The 14,890-nt window shown below is 57.4% G+C and carries 12 protein-coding genes; 3 read left to right on the top strand and 9 right to left on the bottom strand.

Going from position 1 to position 14,890, the window contains the following annotated elements:
* Positions 1 to 149: 149 nt before the first annotated feature.
* From dgoD to FJU30_RS15790, 4 genes are read right to left on the bottom strand one after another with little or no spacing between them, the layout of a single operon-like run.
* The gene (dgoD, locus tag FJU30_RS15805; RefSeq protein WP_150435943.1) at positions 150 to 1,298 is read right to left on the bottom strand and encodes a galactonate dehydratase; all 1,149 of its coding nucleotides are present in this window, start codon (positions 1,296 to 1,298) and stop codon (positions 150 to 152) included.
* On the bottom strand, positions 1,295 to 1,912 hold the full coding sequence (locus FJU30_RS15800; protein ID WP_150435942.1) for a 2-dehydro-3-deoxy-6-phosphogalactonate aldolase: 618 nt from the start codon (positions 1,910 to 1,912) through the stop codon (positions 1,295 to 1,297). Before FJU30_RS15800 ends, dgoD begins: the two co-directional genes overlap by 4 nt.
* Positions 1,896 to 2,792 carry a 2-dehydro-3-deoxygalactonokinase gene (locus FJU30_RS15795; RefSeq protein ID WP_150435941.1) on the bottom strand — a complete coding sequence of 299 codons (897 nt, stop codon included), beginning with the start codon at positions 2,790 to 2,792 and terminating at the stop codon, positions 1,896 to 1,898. Before FJU30_RS15795 ends, FJU30_RS15800 begins: the two co-directional genes overlap by 17 nt.
* Entirely contained in the window at positions 2,789 to 3,487 is a 699-nt protein-coding gene (locus tag FJU30_RS15790) for a FadR/GntR family transcriptional regulator (protein WP_150435940.1), read from the bottom strand. Before FJU30_RS15790 ends, FJU30_RS15795 begins: the two co-directional genes overlap by 4 nt.
* A 339-nt stretch (positions 3,488 to 3,826) precedes the next feature.
* On the opposite strand from FJU30_RS15790, the gene FJU30_RS15785 reads away from it, so the two are divergent.
* The 3 genes from FJU30_RS15785 (at position 3,827) to ahpF (ending at position 6,831) form a co-directional block, all read left to right on the top strand.
* Positions 3,827 to 4,204 (top strand): DUF2628 domain-containing protein, encoded by a 378-nt coding sequence (locus FJU30_RS15785; RefSeq protein WP_150435939.1) that lies wholly within the window; start codon positions 3,827 to 3,829, stop codon positions 4,202 to 4,204.
* Between the two features lie 428 nt (positions 4,205 to 4,632).
* A complete protein-coding gene (ahpC, locus tag FJU30_RS15780; RefSeq protein ID WP_150435938.1) occupies positions 4,633 to 5,196 on the top strand; it encodes an alkyl hydroperoxide reductase subunit C in 564 nt (187 codons plus the stop codon).
* A gap of 75 nt (positions 5,197 to 5,271) precedes the next feature.
* Positions 5,272 to 6,831 (top strand): alkyl hydroperoxide reductase subunit F, encoded by a 1,560-nt coding sequence (ahpF, locus tag FJU30_RS15775; RefSeq protein ID WP_150435937.1) that lies wholly within the window; start codon positions 5,272 to 5,274, stop codon positions 6,829 to 6,831.
* A 33-nt stretch (positions 6,832 to 6,864) separates the two neighbouring features.
* Here ahpF and yidA read toward each other — a convergent pair whose 3' ends face one another.
* From yidA to dnaA, 5 genes are all read right to left on the bottom strand, one after another.
* Positions 6,865 to 7,680: a sugar-phosphatase gene (yidA, locus tag FJU30_RS15770; protein ID WP_150435936.1), complete on the bottom strand. Its 816-nt coding sequence runs from the start codon at positions 7,678 to 7,680 to the stop codon at positions 6,865 to 6,867.
* 535 nt (positions 7,681 to 8,215) lie between these two features.
* Positions 8,216 to 10,633, bottom strand: coding sequence for a DNA topoisomerase (ATP-hydrolyzing) subunit B (gyrB, locus tag FJU30_RS15765; protein WP_150435935.1), 2,418 nt, complete (start codon positions 10,631 to 10,633; stop codon positions 8,216 to 8,218).
* An 18-nt stretch (positions 10,634 to 10,651) separates the two neighbouring features.
* Positions 10,652 to 11,752 (bottom strand): DNA replication/repair protein RecF, encoded by a 1,101-nt coding sequence (recF, locus tag FJU30_RS15760; RefSeq protein WP_150435934.1) that lies wholly within the window; start codon positions 11,750 to 11,752, stop codon positions 10,652 to 10,654.
* A 141-nt stretch (positions 11,753 to 11,893) separates the two neighbouring features.
* A complete protein-coding gene (gene dnaN, locus FJU30_RS15755; protein ID WP_150435933.1) occupies positions 11,894 to 12,994 on the bottom strand; it encodes a DNA polymerase III subunit beta in 1,101 nt (366 codons plus the stop codon).
* 4 nt (positions 12,995 to 12,998) lie between these two features.
* Positions 12,999 to 14,393: a chromosomal replication initiator protein DnaA gene (gene dnaA / locus FJU30_RS15750; RefSeq protein ID WP_150435932.1), complete on the bottom strand. Its 1,395-nt coding sequence runs from the start codon at positions 14,391 to 14,393 to the stop codon at positions 12,999 to 13,001.
* Positions 14,394 to 14,890: the final 497 nt, after the last annotated feature.

Raw genomic sequence — 14,890 nt, 5'->3', positions numbered from 1 at the left:
TATTCTGAAAATAGTTAACAGAATGCAGAGCAGCCCCCCGAATTAGCCAGCCGGCAGAAAAAAGACAAACCATACCCGCTCAAAATATATATTGAGTCTGTTTCTCTTTCTGATGTGGCTAAACTCGGGGAATAATAGTGATTATGTTATTACCATTCAGCAACGGCTCCATCAGAATAACGCCATACCGGGTTACGCCAGTCAGGCGCATTTTTACTGCGCTCAATAACCAGCTCTTCATTTATTTCCACGCCGAGCCCAGGTTTATTTAACGGGTAGAAATGTCCGTCGGTCATTTTAAAGTCATCTTTATTGATGACATAGTCCAGCAGTTCGGCGCCCTGGTTGTAATGAATGCCCATACTCTGTTCCTGCAACACCGCATTGCGGGCGACAAAATCGAGGTGCAGACAGGAAGCCAGCGCGATCGGGCCCAGCGGACAGTGCGGCGCCAGCGCGACATCATAGGATTCAGCCATCGCCGCAATGCGGAAACATTCGCTGATCCCGCCGGCGTGCGACAGGTCGGGCTGAATGATCGCCAGACCGCCGTCGGCAAGCACGCGTTTAAAATCAAAGCGCGAGAACATACGCTCTCCCGCGGCGATCGGCAGATGAGTCTGCGCCGCCAGACGCGGATAGTATTCGGCCTGCTCCGCCAGCACCGGCTCTTCGATAAACAGCGGACGATAAGGCTCCAGCTCCTTAATCAGGATCTTCGCCATCGGCGCGTCGACCCGGCCGTGGAAATCCAGCCCGAACTCGATGCGGTTGCCGAACGCCTCGCGAATTTCCGCCACCACGGCGACGGCCGCATCCACTTTACGCGAGTTATCGATAATGCCCATCTCTTCACAGCCGTTCAGCTTGAAGGTATCGAACCCAATGCCCGTCAGCTTGTTAATACCGGCTATCACATCGGAAGGACGATCGCCGCCAACCCAGCTGTAGGCCTTGATTTTATCGCGCACCAGCCCGCCCAGCAGTTGATAAACCGGCACGCCGAGCGCCTTGCCTTTAATATCCCACAGCGCCTGATCGATACCGGCGATCGCGCTCATCAGGATCGGGCCGCCGCGGTAGAAACCGGCGCGATACATTACCTGCCAGATATCGTTGATGCGCGCCGGGTCCTGGCCAATCACATAGTCGGCCAGCTCATGCACCGCGGCTTCCACCGTGCGGGCGCGTCCTTCAATAACCGGTTCGCCCCAGCCGACAATGCCTTCATCCGTTTCGATCTTCAGAAACATCCAGCGCGGCGGCAGGCGATACGTAGTCAGTTTAGTAATTTTCATTGCACAGTATCCTTATAAGCTTTAACAAACGCCTGCGCCTTTTGCGCAGTCACCTCTGCGGACTGACCGGCGCGATACAGATCGCCGCCCAGACCAGCCCCGGTACAGCCCGCGCGCAGATAATCGGCAAGGTTGTCCGGCGTAATTCCTCCGACCGCGAACACCGGCACCGCCGGCGGCAGCACCGCCTTCAACGCCCGGATATAGTCAGGCCCAAAGGCCGAGGAAGGGAAAATTTTCAGCGTTTGCGCGCCGGCTTCCAGCGCCTCAAACGCTTCGGTGGCCGTGGCGCAGCCGGAGCACACGATCATGCCGGCGGCGGCGGCGCGGCGGATCACGGCGGTATTGGTATTCGGCGTCACCACCAGCCGGCCGCCGGCCGCGGCCAGTTCATCAACCGCTTGCGGCGTCAGCACCGTTCCTGCCCCAATCAGCGCCCGATCGGCACATTGCGCGACGGCCAGCCGGATACTGCGCCACGGATCGGGCGAATTCAGCGGAATTTCTATCGCATCAAAACCCGCATCCAGCAGCGCGGCGAGGTGCGCCGGTATGTCTTCGGGCGTGATGCCGCGTAAAATGGCAATTAAGGGAAGATCAGTTTGCCAGCTCATTTACTATGCTCCTCATACCTGCCTGAAAAGCCCGATCGCCATCGAGCGCTTGCCCGCGCAGCCCGGCCATTCGCAATGCCTGCTGATACCGTTCGGTTAGCGCGGGATTACCAATCACCGTGACGGGCGTCGCGGTCGTAATCTGGTAGTAGCGCTGCATCTGCGCCACCTCATGGCCAATCAACAGGCCGGATAGCCAGTCGCTGACGGCGCTTTTTTCCAGCCGGCCCAGCACGTGCGCCGCACGGGTCTCGAACAGGCAGCGCACGACGTCGCTATCGGCAAAACCCTGCTCCAGGCCGCGCTGAAAAACGTCAGGCGCGGCGCGCTGCTCCCCGATGCCGGCGCCGATCAGCGAGCGGGTCAACAGCAGATGGTGCAGCTCGCCGGTCATCACGGTGCGAAAGTCCATCACGCTGCTGTCCTGCATCCGCACCCATTTCGAATGCGTGCCCGGCAGCAGGTAAAGGGACGACGGACACTCGACCCAGGCGCCTGTCAGCTGGGTTTCTTCCCCCCGCATTACGTTACAGTTATCATCGCGATCGATGCTCAGCCCCGGGATAATCCACGCCGCCAGAGGCCGCGCCTCATCCACCCGCGTCAGGCGATGCGCCAGCCCGGTCAGACTGGTCGGACACGGCAGATAGGGCGCCGATACCCAGCCGGCGTTACTGCCGATCATGCCGGCCATTACCACAGGCACCTGATGCTGCAGCCAGGGGGCGATAACCTGCTGAAAAACCTGCTTCGGCGTTTGCCCGTCCAGCCGCGTTACCCCGGCCGTCGATCGGGTCTGGTCCACGCAGCGCCCGTCGAGATAGAGCCAGGCGCGCAGATTGGTCGAACCCCAGTCAATCGCGATATAACTGTCACTCATGTAATATCCTTCAACCGTTTGGTCGAACTGGCGATCATGGCAAGCGCCGCCCGTTCAGCCGCTTCTACGTCCTGATGCCGGATGGCATCGTACAAATCCCGGTGTTCGCGCAGCGTGCGCGGCATATTTTCGTTATCCGGCATATAGGTCCGCTCGAATACCGCCCGCTGCAGTGAACTGATCGCCACGCTCAGCTGTTGCAGCAGCGGGTTATGCACCGCCGCCAGCACCGCCTCGTGAAAGCGTATATCCGCCTGATTAAAGGCCTCGCGATCCTGGTGATTGGCGATCATGTCGTTCAGCGCCTGTTCAATCACCGCCAGTTCGCTGGAGGTGGCGCGTTCCGCCGCCCAGCGGGCGATCGACGGTTCGACCAGGTTACGCACCTCGCTCATCGCGCTGATCAGCCGCGGGTCATAGTCGCTGGCCAGCACCCACTGCAATACATCGGTATCGAGGTAATTCCACTGATTGCGCGGCGCCACAAACGCGCCGCGGTACCGTTTTATGTCGATCAGCCGCTTCGCGGTTAAGGCCCGAAACACTTCGCGAATAATGTTGCGCGAAGTCTGAAACTCTTCGCAGAAGTCCGCTTCCGCCGGCAAAGCCGAGCCGGGAGCATACTTCCCTTTAATAATCTGCTGGCCGATATCCAGAATAATGCGGTCGGTTTTACTCAAATCTTGTTTGCTCATAAGTGCTCCATCGCGGCGAAACGGTCATAAACCCAGAACCTTACTTTACCTGCCCCGATGAATACCGTCGCCACGGTGCTGCACAAAATACCGCATATGGGCCGTCTGAATGAGGCAGATTGTAGTACCAAATATATTGGTCGTACTACAATATGGATCACAAAACGGACAAAACAACCAATGAACGCTAAAAACTCGCCTGGCGGGCGCAGACAAACGAAAACACACGGACCCAGGGGGAAGCGGCAAGCAAAGAGAAGCGCGCGCCGGCTGGAAAAACGTTATGCTTAGCGATGACGCTTTGTCGCATTCAGGTATGAGCAACAACAGGGAAATAACATGAAGACCTTTGATATCTATCGGCATCCGGTCCTTGGCTACCAGATCGTGAAGCGGGGATTTTGCTGGCCGGCTTTTTTCTTCGGCATCATCTGGCTGCTGGTGAAACGCCTGTGGCTGGCCGCCGGGCTGATCGTCGGTTTTCTGATCCTCGTCGGCATCGGCAGCGAACTTATCGGGCTTGACGACAACGCCATCGACCATTTGTTTAATCTGCTGGGACTTGGCGTCGCCGTAACGCTGGGCTCTCAGGGAAATAGCCTGAGAAGCAAAAACCTGCAGTCGAAAAGTTATACGCTGGTGCGCAGCGTGCAGGCGCAAAATCCGTCTGCGGCGCTGGCGAAAGTCGATGATAAAAACGACACACTGTCAGTCTGACCGGCCGGCGGTCTCGTGCACCCAAGGCCTCGATGAGCGCCGACCCGACTGACAATTCGCGACGAGTCTATGCGACGACGTCCGCCATTCCTCCTCCGCGCCAGCCGGGGGTTATTTTCCGCCCGACCATCCGCCGCAAAACGGATCGCGTTGGCGGCAAGGCCGGCGCGCATATGGCACGTTTGTCGCCTTTTAGGCGACGCGCGGCGCGCAAAATTTCGTCAGTGGTTGATCGGCTACCCTGGTCAGGATACAGTCAGTTTTGTCTGTCAGCGTGGCGTGCGGTGGCGGCCGCCCGCCAGTCATCACTATTGATAGATAAAAATTATCAGACACATTGCTCATAACGATGAGCTTTTTTATGTGAATTTTATAGGATAGTGACCGTTATCACATAATCACTCGCATTGATCCACAGGAGGAGCACAATGTCTTTAATCAATACCGAAGTACAGCCTTTCAGCGCTACCGCTTACCATAACGGTAAATTCATCCAGGTTAGCGATGCCGACCTGAAAGGCAAATGGTCCGCGATTGTTTTCTATCCGGCTGATTTTACCTTTGTTTGCCCGACTGAACTGGAAGACCTGGCGGATCACTACGCTGAATTCCAGAAACTGGGCGTAGAAATCTACGGCGTATCCACCGATACCCATTTCTCCCACAAAGCGTGGCATGACACGTCTGACGCGATCAAGAAAGTGAACTACCCGCTGATCGGCGACCCGACTCACGTGCTGGCGAAAAACTTCGGCGTGCTGATTGAAGAAGAAGGCGTTGCGCTGCGCGGCACTTTCCTGATCAGCCCGGAAGGCCAGATCAAGCTGTATGAAATCCACGACAACGGCATTGGTCGCGATGCTTCCGAGCTGCTGCGTAAAGTACGCGCCGCTCAGTACGTAGCGAACCACCCTGGCGAAGTTTGCCCGGCTAAATGGAAAGAAGGGGAAGCGACCCTGACTCCGTCTCTGGACCTGGTTGGCAAAATCTAATTCGCTGTACCGTTCTGCGGTCTGGGGGCGTTGCCCTCAGACCGTTCATCACTCTAGCTAAGGGAACCCATCGTCATGTTGGATACTAATCTCAAAACACAATTAAAAACGTATCTTGACCTGGTTACCCAGCCAATTGAGATCTCTGCCTCTTTGAACGACAGCGCAAAATCTCATGAAATGCTGGGCCTGTTACAGGATATCGCCAGCCTTTCGCCGAACGTTATTTTGCGTGAAGACGGCAACGATGAACGCCGTCCGTCATTCGCCCTGAAAAGTCCGGGAAAAGATATTAGCCTGCGTTTTGCCGGCATTCCTTTAGGACACGAATTCACCTCGCTGGTACTGGCTTTACTGCAGGTCGGCGGGCATCCGGCGAAACTGACGCCGGAACAAATCGAACAGGTGAAAAACCTCGACGGTGAATACCATTTTGAAACCTATTTTTCGCTGAGCTGCCAGAACTGCCCTGACGTTGTGCAGGCGCTGAACCTGATGGCGGTGCTGAATCCGAAGATTCACCATGTGGCTATCGACGGCGCACTGTTCCAGGACGAAGTGAATGCGCGCCAGATCATGGCCGTCCCGTCCATCTATCTGAATGGCGAACCTTTCGGCCAGGGCCGCATGGGCCTGGAAGAGATCGTGAATAAGCTGGACAGCGGCGCCGCGGCGCAGGTGGCCGAGAAACTGAGCGCTCAGGCGCCGTACGACGTTTTGGTCATCGGCGGCGGCCCGGCCGGCGCCACCGCAGCCATCTACGCCGCGCGCAAGGGCATCAGAACCGGCGTGGCGGCCGAGCGTTTCGGCGGCCAGGTGCTGGATACGCTGGCGATCGAAAACTTTATTTCGGTTAAAGAAACCGAAGGCCCGAAACTGGCCGCCGCGCTGGAAGAGCACGTGCGTCAGTACGATGTGGACATCATGAACCTACAGCGCGCCACCGCGCTGCAGGCCAGCGTAGAAGCCGGCGGACTGCACGAAGTCAGCTTTGAAAGCGGCGCGAAACTGAAAGCGAAAACGGTGATTATCGCCACCGGCGCGCGCTGGCGTGAAATGAACGTCCCGGGCGAACAGGAATATCGTTCGCGCGGCGTGGCCTACTGCCCGCACTGCGACGGCCCGCTGTTTAAGGGTAAACGCGTCTCGGTGATTGGCGGCGGCAACTCCGGCGTGGAAGCCGCCATCGACCTGGCGGGCGTAGTTTCCCACGTCACGCTGATTGAGTTCGATGACAAGCTGCGCGCCGACGCCGTGCTGCAAAGCAAGCTGGCCAGCCTGCCGAACGTGGATATTATCACCAGCGCGCTGACCACCGAGGTCAAAGGCGACGGCAAGAAAGTGACCGGTCTGACTTATCAGGATCGCAAAACCAGCGAACTAAAGACGCTGGAACTGGAAGGTATTTTTGTGCAAATCGGTCTGCTGCCAAACACCGACTGGCTGCGCGGCAGCATCGAACTCTCTCCGCGCGGCGAAATTGAAATCGATAGCCGCGGTCAGACTTCGATTCCGGGCGTGTTCGCCGCCGGCGACGTCACCACCGTGCCGTACAAACAAATCGTGATCGCCCTCGGCGAAGGGGCCAAGGCCTCGCTGGCGGCCTTCGATCATCTGATTCGCAGCGGCCACTAAGCACCAAAAACAGGGCGCAGCCGGCGCCCTGTTTTACTTAGCGTTAAGCACAAACTTCTCAATCGCCCACGCCACGCCGTCTTCAGCATTGGTTTTCGTCACGAACTGCGCTCTGGCTTTTACCTCATCGGTAGCATTGCCCATCGCCACGCCCAGCCCGGCATAATCAATCATCGCCAGATCGTTAGCCTGATCGCCAATCGTCATGACGTTTTCACGCGCGATATGCAGATGTTCCGCCAGCATCCTGACCCCTTCCCCTTTATTCACCCGCTTATTGAGGATTTCCAGATAGTATTCGGCGCTCTTCATAATGGTGTAACGCTCGAATGCGCTCGGCGGAATGCGGCTAATCGCGTGATCCAGCACGGCGGGGTCGTCAATCATCATAACTTTAGGGAAAGTCAGCTGCGGATCCATTTCCTCCACCGCCCGATATTTAAGCGGGATGCCGGTCAGATACGACTCATGCACGGTATAAGGACTGATGTCTTTATTGGCGGTATACACCGCGGAAAAATCGAGCGCATGGAAATGCACGCCCAGTTCGCGCGCCAGCGCTTCTATATAAAGATAGTCGTCAAAACTCAGCGTCGTCTGCGCCACGCAGTCGCCGCTGCCGGCATGCTGCACCAGCGCGCCGTTATTGGTAATGCAGAACTGCCCTTCCTGCAGATCCAGCTCCCTGAGATAGCGCGCTACGCCAATATAAGGCCGACCGGTGGCCAACACCACGCGCACCCCCTTCTGCCGGGCTGCGGCAATCGCCCGCTGCACAGCCGGCGAGATCTGATGCTCGGGCGTTAACAGCGTCCCATCCATATCAATCGCAATTAGTTCAATAGACATAATGTCCTCAACGTCAGGGTAACCGACAGCCATGCTAACGCGATTCAGCGCCGGATAGCCAGCAAAAAACGGTGGGAAAACCGCCGCGCGCCGGCGCACGAAACACCGCTTTTCGTCGAGAGTATTAAACCGTGATCACTTTCACAAAACAGCCAAACAGCGTCGCAAGAAAATAGTGATAAATCAGCAGGATCGATAGGTTTACACCTGCGCTATTAGCCGGCGTCCCGGGCGGATATCGCGCGTCGGCGAAAGATAACGCGCACAAAAAAGCCAGCCCGATAAAGGCTGGCTTAAGCTGGCGGACAGGCCGCATGTGGCGCTGATAATCGACAGAACGTAACGACGGCGAAGACCTTCCCATATGCCCGGCCGCGCCATATCAGCCTCAGTAAACTGAGGTTCGCCGTTAAACCGACCGTTCAGATGCGTCAGCGACACATTCGTTCAGGGGGCGGAGCTTTACCCTTCTGTTCCATTATCCCCGCATAAATACCCATCATCGCTTTATCAACCGCCAGAGCCGGCCGACCGATCAGATATCGATGTTGGCGGCCTTCAGCGCGTTCTCTTCGATAAAGGCGCGGCGCGGCTCCACCGCATCCCCCATCAGCGTGGTGAACAGCTGGTCGGCGGCGATGGCGTCCTTGACCGTCACGCGCAGCATGCGACGGCTTTCCGGATCCATGGTCGTTTCCCATAACTGTTCCGGGTTCATCTCGCCCAGACCTTTATAGCGCTGGATCGCCAGACCGCGGCGCGATTCCTTCACCAGCCACTCAAGCGCCTGCTCGAAGCTGGCGACCGGCTGACGGCGCTCGCCGCGCTCGATAAAGGCATCCTCCTCGATCAGACCGCGCAGTTTCTCGCCCAGCGCGCAGATTTTACGATATTCGCCGCCGTGCACGAAGCTGTCGTCCAGACGGTAATCGGTATCCACGCCATGGGTGCGCACGCGCAAAACCGGCTCGAAAATCTGCCGCTCCGCGTTCTCATACACCACAAAGCTATAGGCGCTGCCGTGTTGTTCCTGTTCGTTCAGCCGCGCGCTCAGCGTTTCAATCCACTGCTGCACCTGCGCCTGATCGCTCAGCGCATCTTCGGTCAGCGTCGGGTGATAGATCAGATTATTTAGCAGCGCGCGCGGATAGCGACGCTCCATGCGGCCAATCATTTTCTGTACCGCATAATGTTCCGACACCAGTTTCTCCAGCGGCTCGCCGGCCAGCGCCGGCGCGTGCGCGTTGGCGTGCAGCGTGGCGCCGTCCAGCGCCAGCGCGATCTGGTACTGGTCCATCGCCTCATCGTCTTTGATGTACTGCTCCTGCTTGCCTTTCTTCACTTTGTACAGCGGCGGCTGGGCGATATACACGTGGCCGCGCTCGACAATTTCCGGCATCTGCCGATAGAAGAAGGTCAGCAGCAGGGTGCGGATATGGGAGCCATCGACGTCCGCATCGGTCATGATGATGATATTGTGATAACGCAGTTTATCCGGGTTGTACTCATCGCGGCCGATGCCGCAGCCCAGCGCGGTGATCAGCGTCGCCACTTCCTGCGACGACAGCATCTTGTCGAAACGCGCCTTCTCAACGTTGAGGATTTTCCCTTTCAGCGGCAGGATAGCCTGATTTTTACGGTTACGGCCCTGTTTGGCCGAACCGCCCGCCGAGTCCCCTTCCACCAGGTAGAGTTCGGACAGCGCCGGATCGCGTTCCTGGCAGTCCGCCAGTTTGCCCGGCAGGCCGGCCAGATCGAGCGCGCCTTTACGTCGCGTCATATCGCGCGCCTTGCGCGCCGCTTCGCGCGCGCGCGCGGCGTCGATAATTTTGCCGACCACGATTTTGGCGTCCGACGGATTTTCCATCAGATAATCCACCAGCTTTTCGTTCATCAGCGATTCCACCGCCGTCTTCACTTCGGAAGAGACCAGTTTGTCTTTGGTCTGCGACGAGAACTTCGGATCCGGCACTTTGACCGACACCACGGCAATCAGGCCTTCGCGCGCATCGTCGCCGGTGGCGCTGATTTTCGCTTTCTTGCTGTAGCCTTCTTTATCCATGTAGGTGTTCAGCGTACGGGTCATCGCGGCGCGGAAACCGGCCAGATGAGTCCCGCCGTCGCGCTGCGGAATGTTGTTGGTGAAACAGTAAATGTTTTCCTGGAAACCGTCGTTCCACTGCAGCGCCACTTCGACGCCGATATCATCTTTCACCGTCGAAAAATAAAATACGTTCGGGTGAATCGGCGTTTTATTGCGGTTCAGATAATCGACAAACGCCTTGATGCCGCCTTCGTAGTGGAAGTGATCGGCCTTATCTTTTTCACGCTCGTCAATCAGGCGGATCGACACGCCGGAGTTAAGGAAAGAGAGCTCGCGCAGACGTTTCGCCAGGATCTCGTAATCGAATTCGATAACGTTGGTAAAGGTTTCCAGACTCGGCCAAAAACGCACCCGCGTGCCGGTTTTTTCCGTGTCGCCGGTCGCTTTCAGCGGCGCCTGCGCCACCCCGTGACGATAGATCTGCTCATTTCTCTTACCTTCGCGGCAGATCACCAGTTCGAGTTTTTCCGACAGAGCGTTAACCACCGAAACGCCCACGCCGTGCAGACCGCCGGAAACCTTATAGGAGTTATCATCGAACTTACCGCCTGCGTGCAGGACGGTCATGATCACTTCAGCGGCGGAAATGCCTTCTTCTTCATGAATACCGGTCGGGATACCGCGCCCGTCATCCTGCACGGATACCGAGTTATCGGCGTGGATGGTGATAACAATGTCTTTACAGTAGCCCGCGAGCGCTTCGTCGATAGCGTTGTCCACAACCTCGAATACCATATGATGAAGACCGGTACCATCATCCGTATCACCGATATACATACCCGGGCGTTTACGCACCGCGTCCAGCCCTTTTAATACCTTGATACTAGAGGAGTCATAAGAATTCGACATCAACGTTTCTCGCTCATTTTAGTTCTGTGATTGATCTGCTATTTTACCTTGTTCCACACGGAACATCTTGCCATTTTCACTTGCCGCGCCGTCTTCCATCATATCATTGACCTGCCCGGCGCTGACCGCGCTGACGAAGACCTGTGCCTGTGTGGCTTTCAGCCGCTCCGCCAGCAGACGACGACGGGTGACATCCAGTTCAGAGGCAAAATCATCGATCAAATACAAACAGCGCAGTCCGCTCTGCCGGGTGAGGAATTCGCCCTGCGCCAGACGCAGAGCGCACATCAATAGCTTCATCTGCCCGCGCGACAGCATATCCTCCACCGCCACGCCGTCGGCCCGGATACGGAAATCCGCCTTATGCGGGCCCTGCGCGGTATAGGTCAGCAGCCGGTCGCGCTCAAACTGCCGCTCCAGCGTGGCGGCGTAGTCGCTTTCCTTGTCCCAGCCGCGCTGAAAAGCGAAGGTCAGCGAAAACTCCGGCAGAAATTGCTTACAGGTAGCGGCAATATCTTCGGCGATCGCCGCGCTGTAGTGCGCCCGGCAGGCGCTGACCTGTTCGGCCAGCGGGATTAACGCCATGTCCCAGGCGCGCAGCTGATCGTAGCGGCTCACCTGGCGCAAAGCGGCATTGCGCTGGCGCAACAAACGCTTCAGGTTGCTCCAGGCGGTAAAAAAGCCGGGATCGTGATGAAAACAGCCCCAGTCCAGAAACGCGCGCCGGTATTTCGGCCCGCCGTTCAGCAGGGTAAAGCCTTCGGGCGTGATGAGCTGTATCGGCAACAGTTGCGCCAGCTCCGCCACTTTATGGCCGTCGCTGCCGTCAATGCGCACGACGCTGTCCCCCAGGCGATTCTTGCTCAGGCCGATGGCGCGCTCGCGCTCCGCGCCCTGCAGGCGGGCATGCAGAACAAACTCCGGCTGATCGTGACGAATCACCCTGAGCGCCTGCACGCTGCGAAAAGCGCGGCCGTGCCCCAGCGTATACACCGCTTCCAGCACGCTGGTTTTCCCGCTGCCGTTCGGCCCCACCAGAAAATTAAAGCCAGGAGAGAGCGTCAGATCGGCGGCGGCGATATTACGAAAGTCTTTAATCAGAAGACGAGTAAGAGCCATTAATTGAATGATCCTGGCACAATGAGTGCAGCCTGTTCACACGCGGGCCGCCGGCCGGGCGCCCCGCATATCGCCTTGCGTCGGGCCGGAAGCCGGCCGCCGGCGCGAACGGCGGCAAGGCTCGCGCGCCGGCACGGGCCGCTACAGCCGCATCGGCATAACCACATAGGCCGCCGCCTGGCTGGCGCAGTCTTCGATCTGCACGCTGGAAACCGAGTCGGTCAACAGTAAACGCACGTCTTCGCACTTCAGAGCGTTGAGCACGTCCAGCACATAGCTGACGTTAAAACCAATTTCCATTTCCGTGCCGTCGTACTGCACGTCCAGTATCTCTTCCGCTTCTTCCTGTTCCGGGTTATTGGCGGTTATTTTGAGCTGATTTTGATTCAGGTGCAGCCGCACGCCGCGGAACTTTTCATTCGACAGAATGGCGGCGCGGGCGAAAGCCTGACGCAGCAGATCGCAGCCGGCTTCCAGCGTTTTGTCAGGGTTTTTCGGCAATACGCGACGATAATCAGGGAAACGGCCGTCGACCAGCTTAGAGGTAAAAATAAAATCGCCGACGTGCGCGCGGATATTGTTGCCGCCAATCTGCAGCTGCAGCGGCGTATCGCCGCCGTCCAGCAGGCGCACCAGCTCCATCACCCCTTTACGCGGCACGATCACCGAATGAGAAGGCAGCGACTGGCCGACCGGCATGGAGCAAACCGCCAGACGGTGGCCGTCCGTCGCCACCGTGCGCAGCTCCGTGCCTTCGGTTTCAAACAGCATACCGTTCAGGTAGTAACGCACATCCTGATGCGCCATGGAGAACTGAGTGGACTCAATCAGGCGCTTCAGCGTGGCCTGCGGCAGCGTGAACTCCACCTCGCTTTGCCAGTCGTCCAGATTCGGGAAATCGGCGGCGGGCAGGGTCGACAGGGAGAAGCGGCTGCGGCCGGAACGCACCAGCATCCGTTCGCCATCCAGCATCACGGTAATTTCCGCGCCTTCCGGCAAACCGCGGCAGATATCAAAAAATTTGCGCGCCGGAACGGTGGTGGCGCCTGGCTCGTGCGTCTGGTTCAACGCGACGCGCGCCACCATCTCCATTTCGAGATCGGTTCCGGTTAACAGTAATGTACCTTCCGTCACCTGCAGCAGCAGGTTACCCAGGATAGGCAGTGTCGGCCGCCCGCCCAGTGGGCTGCTGACCTGTTGCAATGGTTTTAGTAGTTGCTCGCGTTCAACAATAAATTTCATAATGTCAGGAAGATAAGGTTCGGATTAAATTGGAGAAATCTTCTTTGATGTCGTGACTTTCCTCACGCAGCTGCTCAATCTTGCGGCAGGCGTGCAACACCGTAGTATGATCGCGACCACCAAACGCATCGCCGATTTCCGGCAGGCTGTGGTTGGTTAACTCTTTCGCCAGCGCCATGGCCATCTGACGCGGACGGGCTACCGAGCGCGAACGCCGTCTGGACAGCAGATCGGCAATCTTAATCTTGTAGTACTCGGCCACCGTCTTCTGAATATTGTCGATGGTAACCAGCTTTTCCTGCAGCGCCAGCAGATCGCGCAACGCCTCGCGCACAAAATCGATAGTAATCGAACGCCCGGTAAAATTGGCGTTGGCGATCACCCGGTTCAGCGCCCCTTCCAGCTCGCGCACATTGGAGCGCAGGCGTTTGGCGATAAAGAAAGCCACCTCGCCCGGCAGGCGAATGTCGTTCTCATCGGCCTTCTTCATTAGGATCGCCACGCGGGTTTCCAGCTCGGGCGGTTCGATCGCCACCGTCAGGCCCCAGCCAAAGCGCGATTTCAGACGATCTTCCACCCCATTGATCTCTTTGGGATAGCGATCGGAGGTCAAAATGATCTGTTGATTGCCTTCCAGCAGCGCATTAAAGGTATGGAAAAACTCTTCCTGCGAACGCTCTTTATTGGCGAAAAACTGAATGTCATCGATCAGCAGCGCGTCAACCGAACGGTAGTAGCGCTTAAACTCCTCGATGGCGTTATTCTGCAGAGCTTTGACCATATCCTGCACAAAACGTTCGGAGTGCATATAGACCACTTTGGCGTTGGCTTTACGGGCAATAATACCGTTGCCCACCGCATGCAGCAGGTGAGTTTTACCCAGCCCGGTGCCGCCGTAGAGAAACAGCGGGTTATAGGCGCCGCCGGGATTATCGGCCACCTGACGCGCGGCAGCGCGAGCCAGCTGGTTCGATTTGCCCTCGACAAAGTTGTCGAACGTATGTTTCGGGTTGACGTTGGAACGGTAAGAATGCTCCGCCTGCACCGGCGAATTGTCCCAGCTGGGGCGCACCGGCACGCTGCGCGTTTGGGGCGCAGGCGCGCTGCTGGCGCTCTGAGTATGCACCACCGGCTGGCTAACCGGTTGGATCAGCGGTTTGCTGCCGACTTCAAAACGCAGCAAAGGCGCGTCTACGCCGCAGAAATCATTCAGCAACCCATTAATATTATTTAAGTATTTATCACGAACCCAATCCAGCACAAAACGATTAGGGGCGTAGAGCGCCAGAGTGTTATCACTCAGCTCAGCCTGCAAAGGGCGTATCCACATACTGAATTCTGTGGCAGGTAACTCATCCTGCAAACGGGCAAGACACTGCTGCCAAAGCGAAAGTGACACGGCGGACTCCACTCGAACAAGATCAATCTAAAAGAAAAGGATCGGAAAACGTTTTTATGTAACTCATGATTTTTTGGCACCGGCTATCTGCCAGCGCACCGCGTGACGGTTGCGGCGACCGAGACGATCCTGACGGAGGATCGTTTTCAGGACTGCGGATCATAACCTAAAGACGCCCGGAGATCTTCCCCTTCTGCACAGTTTAGATCCTTTTTATCCACAGGCTATTCTTATTGCAGAAAATGGATTATCCTCGCCCGCGCCGGCGGCGAAAGCAGGCATCACGCCGCCCGATGTGGCGTATCATCGTCGCGGTTGGTAAAAAACAGGCTATATAATCAATAAATTAAAATTACTCCTGTGGAAAAAACGTCGCCGCTCGCCGGCTAACCCCGGATACGATCTGTGCAACGCCGTGCGGCGTCCCACATTGCTCCGCTCCCGGCGCAAGCGGATCGCGCCAAACGATCCCATTGCCGGCCGCCGCGCCGCGCGCT

Source organism: Affinibrenneria salicis (assembly GCF_008710095.1).
This window is presented reverse-complemented; position numbering and strand designations above follow the sequence as displayed.